We start from the raw sequence: 17,313 nt of genomic DNA, 5'->3' as shown, positions 1-17,313 counted from the left end.
GGGTCCCGGCGCTACCCCCAGGCCTCCGGGTTCACCGCGTGCGGCGGCACCCGACCGGCCGCCATCTCGACGGCGTTGAGTGCGCTCAGGCGGGACATCTCCGCGCGCACCGAGACCGTGGCGCTGCCGACGTGCGGCAGCAGCACGGTGTTGGGCAGCTCCGCCAGTCCCGGCGCGAGGCGCGGCTCGTCCTCGAACACGTCCAGCCCGGCGCCCGCGATCGCCCCGGACTTCAGTGCGTCGACCAGCGCGGCCTCGTCCACGATCGGGCCGCGGGCGGTGTTGATCAGGATCGCCGAGTCCTTCATGCGCGCCAGCACCGACGCGTCCACGAGGTGCCGGGTGTCCTTGTTCAGCGGCACGTGCAGGGACAGGAAGTCGCTGGCGGTGACCAGCTCGTCCCACGGCACCTGCCGCACCCTCCCGGCGAACTCGCCGAGCTCGTCGTCGCCCACCGTGCGCTCGCCCGGTGGACGCGGCGCGAACAGGACCTCCATGCCGAAGCCCAGGGCGCGGCGGGCGGTCGCGCGCGCGATGCGCCCGAACCCGGCCAGGCCCAGGGTCCGCCCGGAGACGTCGGAGCCGAGCATCAGTTCGGGTTCCCACCCGTGGAACCGCCCCTCGCGCACCATCCGGTCCGCCTCCACCACCCGACGGGACGTGCCCAGGATCAGCAGCAGCGCGATGTCCGCCGTCGCGTCCGTGAGCACGCCGGGGGTGTTCCCGACCATGATGCCGCGCTCGGTTGCCGCCGCCACGTCGATGTTGTTGTAGCCGACCGCGAAGTTGGAGACGCCCCTGACCTTCGCCGCGGCAAGCAGCGGCGCGTCGATCCTGTCGCCGAGCTGCGTCAGGACGGCGTCGTACTCCCCGCTGGCGCACAGCGCCTTGAGCTCGTCGTAGCTGGGCGGCGACGGCAGGACGGTGACCTCCGCGGCGTCCGCCAGCAGCGACGGCGCGGGCTCGGGGATGGCTGTTGTCACCAGGATGCGCGCGCCCACTAGAGTGCGCCCTCGCAGGACCCGACGCGGTTCGAATCGGCCCGAGCGCCGGCGATGACCCACTCGAACGCGTCCGCCTTGGAGCGGGCGCCCTGCGCGGACTTGGACCGGTTCGGCTCGCCGAGCTCCTCCAGCAGCTTCTCGGAGAGGCCCACCAGCGAGGAGAACGCGCCGGGGGTCAGCCAGTCCGGGCGGGTGGCGAACAGGATGTCCTCGGAGGACGTGTTGCCGCTGGCGCCGGGCGCGAACGGGCAGCCGCCGAGGCCGCCGAGGGCGCCGTCGACCAGTTCGGCCCCGGCCTGGATGGCGGCCAGGGTGTTGGCTACCCCCAGTCCCCACGTGTCGTGCCCGTGGTAGACGATGCGCCGGTCCGGGGTCTCGTCCCGCACCCGGGCGATCAGGCTGGACACCTGCGCGGGAACGGCCTGGCCCAGGGTGTCGCAGATGACGACGTCGCAGGTGCCCTCCGCGCGCGGATCGTTGGCGATGTCGAGGACTCGCTGCTCGGGCACCAGCCCCTCGAACGGGCAGGTGAACGACGTCGCGATGCACAGCTGGATCCGGCCGCCGACCTCCCGCGTGTACTCCACGGCCTGGGGCAGCGCCTCCAGGCTGGCGTCCGTGCTGCGCCCGATGTTCGCCTGGTTGTGCGAGTCGGAGGCGGAGAGGCAGTACTGGAAGTTGCGGATCCCGGCCTTGGCGGCCTTGGCCACGTGGCCCGGCGTGGCCACCCAGATCCAGCACCGCTGGAGCTCCTCGGCGGTCAGTGCGGCGGCGACTTCCAGGGTGTTGGCCATGGTGGGGACCAGGTCGGCGCGGGCCATGGAGCCCAGTTCGATCTCCGGGACGCCGAGGCGGATCAGCTCGCGGACCGTCTCCACCTTCCGCTCCGTGCTCAGGTTTTTCCCGGTGAGCTGGAGGCCGTCACGCAGGGTGACGTCGCGCAGCGCGGCGCGGGGTGTGAAGGTGAAGGTCATGCCATGGCTCCCTTGGGGTTGGATGCGGCCGCGATGGTTTCGGCGTCCATGCCGAGCATCCCGCCGAGGACTTCGTCCGTGTGTTCGCCGAGGTCCGGGCCCAGGCTGCGGATCGGCAGCGACTCGGTGCCGATGACCGGAACGATACCGGGGAATCCGACCCCCTCGATCACCTCGTCGCCGGTGGAGACGTCGAAGCGCTGGATCATGTTCCGCGCCGCGTACTGGGGCTCGTTGACGATGTCCTCGGCGGTGTTGATGGGGCCTGCCGGGACTCCGGCGGCGTCGAGAGCGGCCAGGGCCTCGCGGGAGGGGAGCGTCGCCGTCCACACGCCGATCGCGGCGTCGAGCTCCACCCGCCGTTCCCAGCGCTGCGCGTTGGACTGCAGGCCGGGATCGTTGCCGAGGTCCGGGCGCCCGATGGTCTCCATGTAGCGGCGGTAGATCGCGTCCCCGTTGCCCGCCACCACGATGCTGGCGCCGTCCTTGCAGACGTAGGCGTTGGACGGGGCGATGCCCTCCATGCGCCCGCCGACGCGGACGCGGTGGTCGCCGTAGGCGCCGAGGTCGGGGATGAGGGACTCCATCATGGAGAACATGGCCTCGTGTAGCGCGACGTCGATGACGCGCTCCCGGAGCGGGACCCGCGCCTCCGTGCCGCGGCGGGTCTCGCGCTGGTACAGGGACATCACGGAGCCGAACGCGGCGTAGAGCCCGGCGATCGAGTCGCCGATGGAGACGCCGACGCGCACCGGGGCGCGGTCAGGGTCCCCGACCAGGTTGCGGAAGCCGCTGAAGGCCTCGGCGACCGCGGCGAAGCCGGGCCGTTCGGAGAGGGGGCCGGTCTGGCCGAACGCGGAGATGCGCGTGATCACCAGGTCCGGGTTGGCCGCGTTGAGCACCTCGGGGCCCAGCCCCCACTTCTCCAGGGTGCCGGGGCGGAAGTTCTCCAGCAGGATGTCGCACTGCTTGACGAGCTCGAGGACCGCCTCGCGTCCGGCCTCGCCGCGGAGGTCCAGGACCACCGATTTCTTGTTGCGGTTGATGGTCCGGTAGAGCATCGAGACCGAGCCCTTTTTCAGGCGCCAGTTGCGCAGCTCGTCGCCGGTCCCGGGGCGTTCCACCTTGATGACTTCGGCCCCGAAGTCAGCGAGCAGGCGCCCGGCGGTGGGGGCGGCGATGTAGTTTCCGAGTTCCAGGACCCGGACGCCGGCCAGCGGCGCGATGGTCTTCTCAGTCATGGGATAAATCCTTCGTGCGGGGCGGTTAGATGAAAAGGCTTAGGAGCAGGACCATCGCGAGCGAGACGACGGAGGCCACCGAGACGCCGAACGTGACGGTCTTGAGGGCACCGCGGACTGTCTGGCCCAGTAGCGACTGGAGGAGCCAGAAGGTGTTGGAGGTGACGTGGACCATAAACAGGGACCCGGCGCCAGCGGCCAGCGCGATCAGGACCGGATCCAGCCCGAGGGCCGGGGCGATCGGCGCCAGCAGTCCGGCGGCGGTGATGGCGGAGAGGGTCACGGAGCCGACGGCGATGTGCAGCACGGCGGCGATCGCCCAGACCACCAGGAGCGGGGCCACGTTGCTGGCACCGAAGAATCCGCCGAGGATGTCGCCGAGCCCGGCCGCGGCCACCGTGGCCGCCAGGGATCCGCCGACGCCGGTGAGCAGCAGGATCTGCCCGCTCTCCTTGAACCCGGAGGCCGTGGCCTCCTCCACTTTGGCCTGGCCGATGGTGTAGCGGCCGACGACGGCGGTCCCGATGAGCCCGATCAGCAGGGCGACGACGGGGTTTCCGAGCAGCTGGATCGCGGCGATCTCCACCTCGAGGATCTCGAAGATGGCGCCGGTGGCGATGAGCAGGAGCGAAAGCACCAGGGGAGTGAAAAGGAGCAGGAGGGGCGTCTCGGACTTGCGGGCTTCGGCGACGGCGACGGCACCTCCGGCCGGTGACTGTTCGGCGGCCGCGTCGTCGCCGCGGGTGCCGGCGCGTTCGGCGCCCGCTCCGCCGTCGTCCCCCTGCCGGGGCACGCCGTAGGCGCCGGGTCCGTGCTTGTCGGCCGTCGCCGCCGCGAGGTAGTCCTCCTCGGCGAAGACGTGCTGCTCGTCCTGGTCTTCCTTCCAGAAGCCGCGGCGGAACAGGAACGTCATGATGGCGATGGAGACGATGATCGTCGGGACGATCACGGCGAGCCCGAACACCAGCATCTTGCCCAGCGGCACGCCGAGCAGGCCGGCGAGGGCGAGCGAGGCGACGCCGGGGACCATAAACACGATGCCGCACTCGAGGGCGATGGCCATGGCCGCGGCCATGCGCGCCGTGCCGAGCTTGCCGATCTGCGGCGCCAGGCGCCGGGCCAGGGGCGCGGAGATCACCAGCAGGACGTCGAGGAAGATCGACTGAAGCGCGGTGCCGATGGCCAGCGCGAAAGTGTAGGGGAGGCGTTTGGGCCCGAACACGCGCAGCAGGTGTTCGACGAGCCGGCGGATGGCGCCGGTCTCGTTGAGGATGGAGCCCATCAGGACGCCGAAGGCGATGAGCAGGCCGACCTCGACCATGATCTCGCCGAAGCCTCCCGTGATGGTCTCGACGGTCTTGGTGACCCCGAGACCGGTCGAGAGGCCCAGGTAGATCGACCCCAGGACCAGGGCGATCACGGGGTTGACCTTGAAGCGCACGATCAGCAGCACGGTGGCCAGGACGGCCACCGCGGTGTTGATCAGGATCGCGACGTCTGACGACATAAAATCTGCCGATCTTCGGGGAGGGGGATCTCCCGGGTGTGAGGTGACCTGCGCCACATTGTCTAACTCACTTTATGGGTTCAATCTCACAATGTAAATACAGATGACGAAGAAGGCGGGGATTGGCCGGGTTCCCGCGGGAGTGCTCGCCGTCACGCCGCTTTTGTACATAGGATGTGCCAAGGGGAGCACACGGATGCATCCCATTCGTTGTGCCGGGGGGCTTTGGATCTCGCTGGCGCCCTTTTTCCTTGGAGCCAGTGCATGACGCGTGCGCCACAACGACGCCGGGCCTCCGCCGTCGCCTCCCTCTCCCTCGCCGCCGTGATCGCGGTCCTCTTGCCCGCCCTACCGGCGCAGGCCGACGAACGCCCGGAGCCGGCCGGGCCCGCGCTCCGGGTCCCCGCCGCGGCGGACGCCACCGACCGGTTCATCGTGAAGTTCCGCGAACAGGCGGGCCGCAGCTCCATCAAGCGTTCGGAGGCCTATGGCCGCGCCGCCGACGACCTCGATCTGCCGCTCGAGGAGGTCAGGTCCACCGCCTCCGGCGCCCGGGTGCTGCAGACCCCGGAAGCGCTGGAGGGCGCCGAGGCCAACGAGCTGATCGCCCGGCTCGAGGCGGACCCGGCCGTGGCCTACGCCGAACCCGACACGATCCTGTATCCCGCGGCCGCCGATCCCAACGACGAGTTCTACGCGCAGCAGTGGAACCTCTGGGACTACGACTTCGGGATCCGGGCCGCCGACGCGTGGGGAGCGTCGCGCGGCGACGGCGTTGTGGTGGCGGTTGTGGACACCGGGATCACCGGCCATCCGGACCTGGACGCGAACGTTCTGCCCGGATACGACATGATCGCCGACGCCGCCGACGCGCGCGACGGAAACGGGCGGGACGCCAACGCCCGCGACGAGGGGGACTGGGTCGCCGCCAACTCCTGTGGTTTCCGGCACCCGGCCGTCGACTCCTCGTGGCACGGAACGCACGTGGCCGGAACGATCGCGGCCGCCACGAACAACGGCAGGGGCGTCGCCGGCGTCGCGCCCGGCGCCAAAATCCTGCCCGTGAGGGCGCTGGGCGTCTGCGGTGGCTACACGTCGGACATCGCCGACGGCATCGTATGGGCAACCGGTGGCGCGGTGCCCGGCGTACCCACCACAACAACCCCGGCAAAGGTCGTCAACCTCTCGCTCGGCGGACCGGGGCTGTGCTCCGCGCCGGATCCGGACGAGGGGCGGGTTCTGCAGGACGCCGTCGACAGCGCCAACCGCGCCGGCGCCGTGGTGGTGGTGGCCGCCGGCAACGAGAACACGAATGCCTCCGCCAGCAGCCCCGCCAACTGCGAGGACGTCATCACGGTCGGCGCCAGCGGGCCCAGGGGGGCCAGGGCGCCCTACTCCAATTACGGAGCCGTCGTGGACGTGGCCGCGCCCGGCGGCGACGCCACCTGGTCCTGGGCCGGCGGCATCGCGTCCACCGTCAACGACGGCCTGACGAAGCCTGTCATTGGCCCCGCCGCGGAAACCTACGCCTTCTACGAGGGCACGTCGTCGGCCGCGCCGCATGTCGCGGGCGTGGCCGCGCTGCTGCTGGCCGCAGAGCCGACGCTTACCCCCGCGGAGGTCGAGGCGCGCATCAAGCAGTCGGCGCGGCCGCTGGCCTGCACGGTGTCCGCCGCCAACCCGAAGGTCGCGAAGCCGTGCGGCAGCGGACTGGTCGACGCGCCGGCAGCGCTCGGGCTCGACGGGACGCTGGGGCAGGAATTCGTCCGCGGCACCCCGACCGTCACCGGCCCCCCCATCGCCGGGAGCAGGCTGACCGCCAGCACGGGCGCCTGGCAACCGGCGGGCGCGGCGTTCACCTACCAGTGGTTCTCCGACGGGTTCGAGCTCGCGGGCGAGACCGGCAGGCAGTACGTTGTGCACCCCCTCGACGTGAAGACGCACATTACGGTCGTTGTGAAGGGAGCCAAGGACGGCTACCGGACCGCCACAAAGCGCTCCGCGAACTTCGGGCGGATCCCCCAGAGCAGCGGGCCGAAGGTCGACGGGACGCGCGCCGTCGGAAAGACGCTGACGGCGCGCCCCGGATCGTGGACGCCCGGATCGACGCTGGGCTACGAGTGGTTCCGCTCCGGCACCAAGATCGCCAACGCCACCGCGTCGACCTACCGGTTGACCACCGGTGACCTCGGCAAGACCATCAAGGTGCGCGTCACGGGCAAAAGGACCGGCTACCTGACGGCGTCCAGGACGTCCGGGTCGACCGCCGCCGTCGCGAAGGGAACGCTGACCGGCGCGTCCCCGGCGATCTCCGGAACCCGGAAAGTGGGCCACACGCTTCGGGCCGTCCCCGGTTCATGGACGGGCGGAAGCACCCTTCGCTACCAGTGGCTGCGCTCCGGCGTGGCCATCAAGGGCGCGACCGCGTCCTCCTACCGGCCCGCGGCGAACGACGTGGGCCGGCGCCTGGCCGTCCGCGTCACCGGCAGCAAGGCCGCGTACACAACGCTGTCCAAAACGTCGGGCCCCACCGCCGGCGTGGCCAAGGGAACGCTCGCGGCGGCCACACCCACCGTCTCCGGGACCGCGCGCGTGGGAAGCACCCTGCGCGCGGCCGCGGGAACCTGGACGGCCGGCACCTCGCTGCGCTACCAGTGGTACCGCTCGGGAGCGGCGATCGCGGGGGCAAGCGCCGACACGTACCGGCTGGTCGCCGGCGACAGGGCGGACACGATCAAGGTCAGGGTGACGGGATGGAAGGCGGGATACTCGATGTCCCACCGGACGTCGGCAGCGACCGCCGTCGTCAGGTAAGCGTGCCTCCGGCGGCCGACGCGGCCGACGCGGCCGACTCAACCGACGTCGCCGTCAGGTCCGGCCGGCCAGGCGCGAGGCCAGCAGCCCGCCGATCGTAAAGGCCAGCGTGGCGGCCAGGACCAGGAGGAGCGGCGCCGTCCAGCCGCCGGTGGCGGTGTTGAGCCAGCCGGCCAGCGGGGGTGCGACCGTGGCCGCGAGGTAGCCGCTGCCCTGGACGCGCGCCGAGGCGGACGCGGCCTCCGCGTTGCTGCGCGCGATGCGGGGAATGATGGAGAAGATCGCCGTGAAACCCCCGCCCTGGGCGATGCCGCCGGCGATCGACCACAAAACGTACAACTCGGGTGCCGCCAGCAGCCCGATGGGCAGCGCGATCCAGAATGCGGCGATAACGGCCATGGGCACCCAGGCCCTGGTCCGGGCGGCCAGCACGGGCACGCCGAGGGCGCCCACGACCGCGGCGATCTGGAACAGCGACGCCACGGCCCCGGATCCGGTGGGAGCCAGGCCCCGCGTCTCGGAGAGCAGCAGCGGCAGCCAGGCGGTGGTTGCGTAGTAGGCGGACGACTGGCCGCAGAAGGTGAGCACCAGGAGGGTCAGGATCCGCCGCGTGCGGGCCGCGTCGGCGTCGGTCCTGCCGGCGGCGGACGTGGCGCCGGGACCGCCGGGGCCGTTGGCCGGTTGCGTCCCTGCCGCGGAGGCGGCCGGAGTACCCGGATCGGCGCCGTCGGTGGCGTCCGCGGTGCCGGCCGCGGCCCGGCGCCGGACGCGTACCAGCCAATACGCCAGCCCTGCGGCGGTCACCACACCCCAGGCGGCGATCGCCCACCGCCATCCGACGAGCCCGGCCAGGGGCGCCGTGCCGAGCAGGACGGCCATGGAACCGACGTTCATGGTGGCGGAGTACGCGCCCGTGGCGCCGGAGACCCGGTTCCACGGCACGTCCCGGCGGATGAGCACCGGCACCACGATGTTTCCCAGGGTCATGGCCACGCCGATGAGCGCCGTCCCGGCCATCACCACGGCGGAGGGCCCGGTGGAGCGAATCACCGTGCCCGCCAGCACCCCGGCCAGGCAGAGGAGGACCGTGGCCTCAGGGCCGAACCGCCGGATGGTCCGCGTGGCCAGCGGCGTGGCGACGGCGAAGAGGAACACGGGCAGACCCGTCAGGAGGCCCGCGCCGACGGCGCTCAGGCCGGTGTCCGCCCGGATGTCGCCGATCACGGCGGTGGGTGCGACGATTGGCGCCCGCAGGCTGAGGGCCATCACCACAATCCCGGCAATCACCCAGGGCAGCGCCGTGCGGGGGGCTGGTGAGCGGTGCGTGGCGGGCTCCTTCGGGACGGCGGCCGTTCTGGCGGAGCCCAAAGCGCGGCTCCACCAGAACCCTAGTTCATGGCCGGCCCGCGGATCCCGTGCGTCGCTCCCGGCGCTACGTCCGGCGCAACAAAGCCCCGGATCAACTGATGTCGCCCGTGCGCCGAGCTAACCGGGGCCGGCGACGTCGGTGGGGTTTTCGATGGAGCTGATGATGTCGGCGGCGGCCTCCGCGAGGCTGCTGTCGGGGCCCGGGCCCGCCTGCTGGAGCAGGGAGAACGCGCGCTCCTGGCTGCAGCGGTGGAGCGCCATGATGATCCCGAGGGCCAGCGTGATGTTGGTGCGCGACTGGATCGCCTCGACGATGTCCTGCTTGCTCTCCGTGAGGTCGGCGATGAGCATGGCCAGCCGGAGCGAAACCGAGGCCTGGTGGGCGTAGTGCAGCGCCCTCGTCGTGATGTGCTCGGGAAAGGCGTCGGGCTCGGTGGAGTACAGGTTCAGCGCGCCCACGGCCTCTCCGTCCACCTCGAACGGGATGCTGAAGATGGAGCGGATCCCGCTTTCCTCCACGGCGTCCAGGTACGGGCGCCAGCGTGTCTCGGTGGCGGTGTCCGTGATGCTCATCGGCTCGTGTGATTCGGCCGCGGCCAGGCAGGGGCCGGTGCCGACCTTGTGCTGGCTCTCGTCCATGTAGCGGGCCTGGGTGTCGCTGCTGGCAACGGAGACCATACGTTCCCTGGTGATGAGGGTGATGCCGCAGGAAGCGTTCTCTCCCTCGTACGCAATGGTCTTGGCTGCGTTGGACACAACCTCCACAAGGAACCCGTTGACGTCCGTACTGTCGAGGATGCTGGCCTGGAGGTGGGCGGCGACCGCCCCCGTGTCCAGGGGTTGACGCTGGACGTTGTCCATGCCGTCCCGTCTGTTGGGGGTGGCTCAGCGGGTCCGCGGAACATGCGAGGCCCTGTCTGCCACCTGTCTCCAGTTAACGCCTGTTGGGCCGCGAGCGCCAGCGACTTACGGTGTCCATTCCGCTATGTCACGATTTTGTCACGCATCGTGACGCAGGGCACATCCGTGAGTATCCTTTCGATGGAAGAACCCGAGAGGGGCCTTTGGTGCCCGCCTCACGAGGTTGCCGTCCTGGCCACAGCAAGCACTGGCCAGACCAGTCTGGATCGGGACAAGCGACCTGCCACTCACAGATGGGCCCCCGGCCACGGACCGCCGGCGCGACGACGACGTCGACGCCGGTGGGGTCCGCGGACGGGGGCCCGCCCAGTTGTTGACTAGTTCTTCACGTACCCGTTGGGGTTCAGCACGTACTTCGTGGCCGCGCCGGCGTCGAACTCCGCGTAGCCGCGCGGCGCGTCCTCGAGCCCAATGGCCTTGGCGTTCACGGCCTTGGCGATCTGGATCCTGTCGTGCAGGATCGCCATCATCAGCTGCCGGTTGTACTTCATCACCGGGCACTGGCCCGTGGTGAAGGACAGCGACTTGGCCCAGCCGGTGCCCAGCGAGAGGGACAGCGAGCCGTGCTTCGCCTCCTCCGTGACGGCTCCCGGGTCGCCGGTGACGTAGAGCCCCGGGATGCCCAGGGCGCCGCCGGCCGCCGTGAGGGACATCAGCGAGTTCAGCACGGTAGCGGGCGCCTCCTCCGCGTCCTTGCCGTGCCCGTGCCCGCGGGCCTCGAAGCCGACAGCGTCGACGCCGCAGTCGACCTCGCGCACGCCGAGCAGCTGTTCGATCTGGTCGGCGGGATCGCCGGCCCCGACGTTGATGGTCTCGCAGCCGAACGATCGGGCCTGCGCCAGGCGCTCGTCGTTCATGTCGCCGACGATGACGACGGCGGCGCCGAGCAGCTGCGCGCTCGCGGCGGCCGCCAGGCCGACCGGCCCCGCGCCGGCCACGTAGACCGTGGACCCGACTCCCACGCCGGCCGTGTAGGCCCCGTGGAACCCCGTGGGCAGGATGTCGGAGAGCATGGTCAGGTCCATGATCTTCTCCAGCGCCTGGTCCCGGTCCGGGAACTTGAGCAGGTTCCAGTCCGCGTACGGGACCAGGACGTATTCGGCCTGCCCGCCGACCCATCCGCCCATGTCCACGTAGCCGTACGCGCTGCCCGGGCGGTCCGGGTTCACGTTGAGGCAGATGCCGGTCTTCCGCTCCTTGCAGTTCCGGCAGCGGCCACAGGAGATGTTGAACGGCACGGAACAGATGTCGCCGACCTTGATGAACTCCACGTCCGGCCCCACCTCCACCACCTCGCCGGTGATCTCGTGGCCGAGGACCAGGTCGGCCGGCGCGGTGGTGCGCCCGCGCACCATGTGCTGGTCGGATCCGCAGATGTTGGTGGTGACTGTCTTCAGAATGACGCCGTGGGGAACCTTGCGGCCGACGTTGGCCGGGTTCACCCCAGGGCCATCCTGCAACTCGAAGGTGGGATAGGCGGTGTCGATGACCTCGACCTTGCCCGGACCCTTGTAGGCAACGGCCTTGTTTCCTGACATGGGATGGTTCCTTTCCTGGTTGTTGCGGGTGGTTTGTGGGGACTCGGGGGATCAACGAACGTCGTCGTCGACCCAGTCCAGCGTCTTGGTGACGGCCTTCTTCCAGAGCCTGTACTGCCGCTCGCGCTCGTCGGAGTCCATGGCGGGGCTCCAGCGCTTGCCCTCGCGCCAGTTGGCCACGACGTCCTCCTCGCCGTTCCAGAAGCCGACGGCGATGCCCGCGGCGTAGGCGGCGCCCAGCGCCGTGGTCTCCGCGACCTCGGGACGCACGACGTCGACGTTGAGGAGGTCCGCCTGGAACTGCATCAGCAGCTCGTTGGCCACCATCCCGCCGTCGACCCGCAGCTCGGTGAGGTCGACGCCGGAGTCCGCGTTCATGGCGTCGAGCACCTCCTTGGACTGGAAGGCCGTGGCCTCCAGGGCGGCTCGCGCGATGTGGTTCTTGTTGACGTAGCGGGTGAGCCCCACGAGGGCGCCGCGGGCGTCGGCGCGCCAGTACGGGGCGAAGAGGCCGGAGAACGCGGGCACGAAGTAGGCGCCGCCGTTGTCCGCCACCTTCTTGGCGTAGTACTCGATGTCCGGCGCCTCCTCGAACAGGCCCAGGTTGTCGCGGAGCCACTGCACCAGGGAGCCGGTGACGGCGATAGAGCCCTCGAGGGCGTAGACCTGCGGGGCGTCGCCGATCTTGTAGCAGACGGTGGTGAGCAGGCCGTTCTTGCTGGCCACGGGCTCGGTGCCGGTGTTGAGCAGCATGAAGTTGCCGGTGCCGTAGGTGTTCTTGGCGGTGCCCTTCTCGAAGCAGGCCTGGCCGAACGTGGCCGCCTGCTGGTCGCCGAGGATGCCCGCGATCGGGACGTCCGGGACCATGCCGCGCTGCCGGCCCTTGCCGTAGACCTCGGAGGAGGAGCGGATCTCGGGCAGCATCGACATCGGGATGCGCATGTCCGCGGCGATGTCCTCGTTCCACGTCAGCGAGTCGATGTTCATCAGCATGGTGCGGGAGGCATTGGTGACGTCGGTGACGTGCACGCCGCCCTCCGTGCCGCCGGTCATGTTCCACAGCACCCACGTGTCCGTGTTGCCGAACAGCAGGTCTCCGCGCTCGGCGGCCTCGCGGGCGCCCTCCACGTTGTCCAGGATCCAGGTGATCTTGGGGCCGGAGAAGTAGGTGGCCAGCGGCAGGCCCACGCGCGACTTGTACTTCTCGGGGCCCTCGGTGCCGCCCAGCTCCTCAACGATCTTCTGCGTGCGAGTGTCCTGCCAGACGATCGCGTTGTAGACGGGCTTGCCCGTGTTCTTGTCCCACACCACGGTGGTCTCGCGCTGATTGGTGATGCCGATCGCGGCAAGGTCCGTGTACGGGATGTTGCCCCGGGTCAGCGCGATGCCGACGGCCTCGCGGACGTTGTTCCAAATCTGTTCCGGGTTGTGCTCCACCCAGCCCGCCTGCGGGAAGATCTGGTCGTGCTCCAGCTGGCCGACGGAGTGGATGGTCCCCTCGTGCGTGAAGACGATGGCCCGGGAGCTGGTCGTGCCTTGATCGACTGCGAGGACGTACTTGGTGCTCATATCGCTTCCTTATCGCTTGGTGTGGAGGTCCGTGGTGCGGGTTGGGTGCGGCGGGCGGCGGTGCGTCCGCCGACTCTATGGGTCAGGCGACGCCCGCGGCCACCAGGCCGGCGATGGCGCCGCCGATCAGCGGGCCGACCACCGGAACCCAGGAGTAGCCCCAGTCGCTGGTGCCCTTGCCCTTGATGGGAAGCAGCGCGTGGGCAATGCGCGGGCCGAGGTCGCGGGCCGGGTTGATGGCGTATCCGGTCGGGCCGCCCAGACTCAGGCCGATGCCGACAACCAGCATGGCGACGGCCAGCGGGCCGAGTTCGTGCGGCGAGTTCGCGAACTGGAGGATCACGAACACCAGCACGAAGGTTCCCAGGATCTCGGTGACAACGTTCCAGGCGTACGAGCGGATGGCGGGTCCCGTGGAGAAGACCGCCAGCTTGACGGCGGGATCCGCGTCCTCGTCGAAGTGCTTCTTATAGGCGAGGAAACACAGGACGGCGCCGATGATCGCGCCCAGCATCTCGCCGCCGAAGTAGACCATCGTGTTGGCGAAGTTCACCGGGATGCCCGGAACGAACTCCGTTTGGCCGTTGGTGATGATGCCGAGGGTGACGGCGGGGTTCAGGTGGGCACCGGAGCGCCACGCGGCGAACACGCCGGCGAAGACCGCGAGGCCCCAGCCGAAGGAAATGACAATCCAGCCGCTGTTGAAGCCCTTGTTCTTCGGCAGGACGACGTTGGCGACCACGCCGGTGCCGAGGAGGATCAGGAGTGCCGTTCCGAAGATCTCCGAGATGAAGATCTGCCCTATGGTGACGTCCATAATGTCCCTTTCTTGCGGACTTCGGTGTCCGCCGCTGTCCGGGGCTACGTTGCCCCGGGATCAATACGCCGTGAACCCTGGTGTCCCGTCCGCGTGCGGCCGGGACACCCATCAGGTCCCGACGGGACCTGCCGCCCCCGGCGAATCCTCGGGGGAGCCCGGCTTGAGGCCACCCTCCACGCCGCCGTCCAGGCCGTCGCCGAGCGGCGCGAGCGGGGCGACGTCGGTGACGCGCAGGCGGACGGTCTCGGCTGCGGCGTCGTCCGTCTCGAGTTCGGCCGCGGCCTCCGCGGCCGCCCGCGCCTCGTAGGCGGCAACCTCGTCCTCGCGCGTGCCCTCGTCCCATCCCAGGATGTCGCCCATCAGGCCCGAGATCTCCTCGAGCGCCGCGACGCCGCGGTCGGACACCTCGTAGTTCAGGCGCGTGCGGTGGAGCATCACGTCCTCGAGGTGGAAGGCGCCCTCGTGGCTGACGGCGTAGCTGATCTCCGCCCGCAGGTACGCGGACGCGTGCTTGAGCGGCTGTGCCAGGGACGCGTCCTCCTCGCACAGCCGGACGATGTCCGTGATGAGCGAGCCGTAGCGGTGCAGCAGGTGGTCCACCATGGCAGCCGACCAGCCGTAGTCCTTGGCGTACTTGCGGCTCCAGTTGCGCTGCACGTCCAGGTTGACCGCCCCCACCAGGGGAACGTTCCTGGTGACCGAGGGGTTGGTCTTGGCCTCGTCGCCGAGCGCGAAGTCCACGGCGTCCTCCGCCATCACGCGGTAGGTGGTCAGCTTCCCGCCGGCCGTCACGGTGAGGCCCGGGGCGGGGGAGGCCGTGGTGTGTTCGCGGGAGACCTTCGCGGAGTTGGTGCCGGCCTTGGTGCCCGGCTGCAGCAGGGGGCGCAGGCCGGCCCAGGTGCCGATGATGTCCGCCTTGGTGAGCGGCTGCGCGAGCACCGCGTTGGCGTGCTCCAGGATGTAGTCGATGTCCGCGGCGGTGGCGACGGGGTGTTGCAGCTCCTGCTCCCACGGGGTGTCCGTGGTGCCGATGACCCAGTAGCGCGACCAGGGGATCACGAACAGCACGCTCTTCTCGGTGTGCAGGATCAGTCCCACCTCGCCGCGGATCCGCGCCCGGGGGACCACGATGTGCACGCCCTTGGACGCCAGCACGCGCAGGCCGCCTTCGGCCCCGGCGAGGGCCTCGGTCTCCTCGGTCCAGACGCCCGTGGCGTTGATGACGTTGCGCGCGTGGACCCGGAACGAGTCGCCGCGCTCGAGGTCCCGCAGGACGGCGCCGTCGACCCTCCCGGCCAGGTTTTTGCTCAGGTCGACGACCTGCGTGCGGCTCGCGGCGTGGGCGCCGTGCGAGGCCGCCGTCCGAATGAGCGTGGAGACCAGGCGGGCGTCGTCGACGGACGCGTCCCAGTAGCGGATGGCGCCGACGGCGGCGTCGTGCCGCAGGTCCGGGAACAGTCGCCCCATGCCGCTCCGCGTCAGGTGCCGGTGAAGGGGCAGCGCGCGCTTGCCCGGGGCGATGGTGGCCAGGGTGTCGTAGAGGGCGACGCCGGCGCCGACGTAGAAGCGCTCCCACAGGCGGTGCTCCAGCGGGTACAGGAACGACACCGGGCGCACCAGGTGGGGTGCGAGCTTGTTGATCAGCTGGTCCCGCTCGGTGAGGGCCTCGTGCACCAGGTTGAAGTCGAGCATCTGAAGGTAGCGCAGGCCGCCGTGCACCAACTTGCTGGACCGGCTGGACGTGCCGGAGGCCCAGTCCTGCGCCTCGACGACCGCGGTGTTCAGGCCGCGCGTGACGGCATCCAGTGCGGTGCCGGCGCCGGTGACGCCCCCGCCGATCACCAGGATGTCCAAGGGGTTGGACGCGGACGTGGCCCGCATCGCCTCCAACGCTGCGCCGCGGGCTTGTGGCGTCAGGCGTGACGTGGGGGTTGGCATCGCTGTCCTTCCATTCCGGAATAGGCTGGCTGTGTGTAACGTCACATCAACGTCACGGGTCCGCAACCTCTCTGCACAAACGTGCAGGCGCGTCGGGGTGTTGGCCCGGCCGCCGACTGAAGAGGGGAGCGCCGATGACGGGCAGATATCACGACGTGCTGCGCGCAGCGTCCATGTACTACCTGCAGGACATGAAGATGGAGACGATCGCGCGCCATCTGGAGACGTCCCGGTCGACCGTCTCTCGCATGATCAAGGAGGCGCGGGAGACCGGCGTCGTGGAAATCTCGATGCGGCTCGAGCACACTCGTGCACCCGACCTGGGGCAGCTGGTCCTGGACACCTATGGCGTGGACGCGCTGGTCGTCCAGGTCCCCGACGCCGATTCTCCGCTGGCGCGCCTGCACCGCGTGGCGCGCGCGACGGCCGAGCTGGTGGGCGGCTGGTTCGGGTCGGACATGGTGATGGCCGTGGCCTGGGGCACCACGGTGGGGCGTGTGGTTCCGTATCTGGCGGCGAAGGAGACCCAGGGCAGCGTGGTGGTGCAGCTCAACGGTGCCGCCGACACCCGAACGGGCGGCGTGAACTACGGGGACGGGACCATGCGCGGCATTGCGCACGCGTTCGGCGCCAAGGTGCAGTACTTCGCGGTTCCGGCCTTCTTCGAGCATCCGGAGACGCGGGACGCCATGTGGCGCGAGCGCTCCGTCCGGCGCGTGCTCGAGTTGCAGCGCAACGCCGACCTGGCGCTGTTCTCCGTGGGGGCGCTGCGCGGCGAGCCCCCGGGCCACGTATACTCCGCCGGCTACCTGGAATCGCGGGACGTGGCGCGGCTGGAGGCCGATGGCGCCGTGGGCGACGTGGGCGGCGTGTTCCTCCGCGCGGACGGTTCCCATGCGGGGATCGCGATGAACCGCCGCGCCACGGGGCCCTCGCCGGAGCGGCTGCGGGAGATACCGCGCCGGGTGTGCGCGGTGGCCGGGGACAACAAGGTGGAGCCGCTGCGGGCGGCCCTGTTCGCGGGCCTGGTCACCCACCTGGTGATCGACGAGCTCACGGCGGCGCGGCTGCTGAACCTCTAGGGCGCGCGCCCCGCGCTTAGGCGACCGCTCGCGCGGCCGGTTTTCTGGGACGCGCCGTGAGGTAGAGGGCCCCGGCGCTGGCGGCAACCAGCAGGGCAACCCCGGCGGCCGACGCCGGATCGGTGTCCAGGAGCCGGGGGATGTTCCTGCCGGGCACCGTTGCGGCGAAGACGAAGGCGACCAGCAGCCCGAGGTAGCTGCCGATCATGTTGGAGTAGTGCGCCTGGATGTTGTGGCGGGCCGCGGAGACGATCCCGAGCGTGACCGTCAGGATGGTGAAGGCGGACAGGCCGTGGAGCCAGCTGAAGTGGCCGTCGGTCACGATCCAAAAGCTGCTGACGCAGACGAAGTACATGGCGGCCGCCCACGAGAAGCCCAGGATGCGGTGCGTCCTGTCGCGGCGCCGGCGGAGGATGTTGACGGGGCCCAAGGTCAGGGCGAACAGCGCCGCCACCACGTGGCCTACAAGGAGCGGGTTCCAGTCCATGGCAGTAGGATAGTCCAACTATCCAATACTGGACATCAAGATAGCTGCGC

Annotated in this window: 13 protein-coding genes; 2 read left to right on the top strand and 11 right to left on the bottom strand. The window is 70.3% G+C overall.

Annotated elements, in window-relative coordinates; genetic code table 11:
* Positions 1–11: 11 nt before the first annotated feature.
* The 4 genes from AC3ZJJ_RS13175 to AC3ZJJ_RS13160 are packed head-to-tail and all read right to left on the bottom strand — an operon-like array spanning position 12 to position 4,726.
* Positions 12–1,001, bottom strand: coding sequence for a 2-hydroxyacid dehydrogenase (locus tag AC3ZJJ_RS13175; RefSeq protein WP_489892267.1), 990 nt, complete (start codon positions 999–1,001; stop codon positions 12–14).
* Positions 1,001–1,978 (bottom strand): beta/alpha barrel domain-containing protein, encoded by a 978-nt coding sequence (locus tag AC3ZJJ_RS13170; protein WP_489892266.1) that lies wholly within the window; start codon positions 1,976–1,978, stop codon positions 1,001–1,003. The genes AC3ZJJ_RS13175 and AC3ZJJ_RS13170 overlap by 1 nt, the downstream gene beginning before the upstream one ends.
* Positions 1,975–3,219: a CaiB/BaiF CoA transferase family protein gene (locus AC3ZJJ_RS13165; protein ID WP_489892265.1), complete on the bottom strand. Its 1,245-nt coding sequence runs from the start codon at positions 3,217–3,219 to the stop codon at positions 1,975–1,977. Before AC3ZJJ_RS13165 ends, AC3ZJJ_RS13170 begins: the two co-directional genes overlap by 4 nt.
* Positions 3,220–3,244: 25 nt before the next feature.
* A complete protein-coding gene (locus tag AC3ZJJ_RS13160; RefSeq protein ID WP_489892264.1) occupies positions 3,245–4,726 on the bottom strand; it encodes a GntP family permease in 1,482 nt (493 codons plus the stop codon).
* A gap of 264 nt (positions 4,727–4,990) precedes the next feature.
* On the opposite strand from AC3ZJJ_RS13160, the gene AC3ZJJ_RS13155 reads away from it, so the two are divergent.
* Entirely contained in the window at positions 4,991–7,540 is a 2,550-nt protein-coding gene (locus AC3ZJJ_RS13155) for a S8 family serine peptidase (protein WP_489892263.1), read from the top strand.
* A 54-nt stretch (positions 7,541–7,594) separates the two neighbouring features.
* On the opposite strand, the gene AC3ZJJ_RS13150 is transcribed toward AC3ZJJ_RS13155, so the two are convergent.
* The 6 genes from AC3ZJJ_RS13150 to AC3ZJJ_RS13125 form a co-directional block, all read right to left on the bottom strand.
* Positions 7,595–8,908 carry an MFS transporter gene (locus AC3ZJJ_RS13150; RefSeq protein WP_489892262.1) on the bottom strand — a complete coding sequence of 438 codons (1,314 nt, stop codon included), beginning with the start codon at positions 8,906–8,908 and terminating at the stop codon, positions 7,595–7,597.
* Between the two features lie 117 nt (positions 8,909–9,025).
* Entirely contained in the window at positions 9,026–9,769 is a 744-nt protein-coding gene (locus AC3ZJJ_RS13145; RefSeq protein ID WP_489892261.1) for a GAF and ANTAR domain-containing protein, read from the bottom strand.
* A gap of 377 nt (positions 9,770–10,146) precedes the next feature.
* A complete protein-coding gene (gene fdhA / locus AC3ZJJ_RS13140; protein ID WP_489892260.1) occupies positions 10,147–11,367 on the bottom strand; it encodes a formaldehyde dehydrogenase, glutathione-independent in 1,221 nt (406 codons plus the stop codon).
* 51 nt (positions 11,368–11,418) lie between these two features.
* On the bottom strand, positions 11,419–12,936 hold the full coding sequence (gene glpK / locus AC3ZJJ_RS13135) for a glycerol kinase GlpK (RefSeq protein ID WP_489892259.1): 1,518 nt from the start codon (positions 12,934–12,936) through the stop codon (positions 11,419–11,421).
* A gap of 82 nt (positions 12,937–13,018) precedes the next feature.
* A complete protein-coding gene (locus tag AC3ZJJ_RS13130) occupies positions 13,019–13,753 on the bottom strand; it encodes an MIP/aquaporin family protein (RefSeq protein WP_489892258.1) in 735 nt (244 codons plus the stop codon).
* 111 nt (positions 13,754–13,864) lie between these two features.
* Positions 13,865–15,694: a glycerol-3-phosphate dehydrogenase/oxidase gene (locus tag AC3ZJJ_RS13125; RefSeq protein WP_489892257.1), complete on the bottom strand. Its 1,830-nt coding sequence runs from the start codon at positions 15,692–15,694 to the stop codon at positions 13,865–13,867.
* Between the two features lie 134 nt (positions 15,695–15,828).
* Between AC3ZJJ_RS13125 and AC3ZJJ_RS13120 the strand changes: the two genes are divergently transcribed.
* Positions 15,829–16,776, top strand: coding sequence for a sugar-binding transcriptional regulator (locus AC3ZJJ_RS13120; protein WP_489892256.1), 948 nt, complete (start codon positions 15,829–15,831; stop codon positions 16,774–16,776).
* A 16-nt stretch (positions 16,777–16,792) separates the two neighbouring features.
* Here the strand turns inward: AC3ZJJ_RS13120 and AC3ZJJ_RS13115 are convergent, their stop codons facing one another.
* On the bottom strand, positions 16,793–17,263 hold the full coding sequence (locus tag AC3ZJJ_RS13115) for a DUF2306 domain-containing protein (RefSeq protein ID WP_489892255.1): 471 nt from the start codon (positions 17,261–17,263) through the stop codon (positions 16,793–16,795).
* Positions 17,264–17,313 lie beyond the last annotated feature (50 nt).

It is taken from the genome of Arthrobacter sp. AOP29-A2-19 (genome assembly GCF_058138025.1).
This window is presented reverse-complemented; position numbering and strand designations above follow the sequence as displayed.

What these genes read in the sequence shown, in the direction of transcription:
- AC3ZJJ_RS13125 (WP_489892257.1), bottom strand. Translation starts at nt 15,694, where the DNA reads ATGCCAACCCCCACGTCACGCCTGACGCCACAAGCCCGCGGCGCAGCG.
- fdhA (WP_489892260.1), bottom strand. Translation starts at nt 11,367, where the DNA reads ATGTCAGGAAACAAGGCCGTTGCCTACAAGGGTCCGGGCAAGGTCGAG.
- AC3ZJJ_RS13160 (WP_489892264.1), bottom strand. Translation starts at nt 4,726, where the DNA reads ATGTCGTCAGACGTCGCGATCCTGATCAACACCGCGGTGGCCGTCCTG.
- glpK (WP_489892259.1), bottom strand. Translation starts at nt 12,936, where the DNA reads ATGAGCACCAAGTACGTCCTCGCAGTCGATCAAGGCACGACCAGCTCC.
- AC3ZJJ_RS13115 (WP_489892255.1), bottom strand. Translation starts at nt 17,263, where the DNA reads ATGGACTGGAACCCGCTCCTTGTAGGCCACGTGGTGGCGGCGCTGTTC.
- AC3ZJJ_RS13120 (WP_489892256.1), top strand. Translation starts at nt 15,829, where the DNA reads ATGACGGGCAGATATCACGACGTGCTGCGCGCAGCGTCCATGTACTAC.
- AC3ZJJ_RS13130 (WP_489892258.1), bottom strand. Translation starts at nt 13,753, where the DNA reads ATGGACGTCACCATAGGGCAGATCTTCATCTCGGAGATCTTCGGAACG.
- AC3ZJJ_RS13155 (WP_489892263.1), top strand. Translation starts at nt 4,991, where the DNA reads ATGACGCGTGCGCCACAACGACGCCGGGCCTCCGCCGTCGCCTCCCTC.
- AC3ZJJ_RS13145 (WP_489892261.1), bottom strand. Translation starts at nt 9,769, where the DNA reads ATGGACAACGTCCAGCGTCAACCCCTGGACACGGGGGCGGTCGCCGCC.
- AC3ZJJ_RS13165 (WP_489892265.1), bottom strand. Translation starts at nt 3,219, where the DNA reads ATGACTGAGAAGACCATCGCGCCGCTGGCCGGCGTCCGGGTCCTGGAA.
- AC3ZJJ_RS13170 (WP_489892266.1), bottom strand. Translation starts at nt 1,978, where the DNA reads ATGACCTTCACCTTCACACCCCGCGCCGCGCTGCGCGACGTCACCCTG.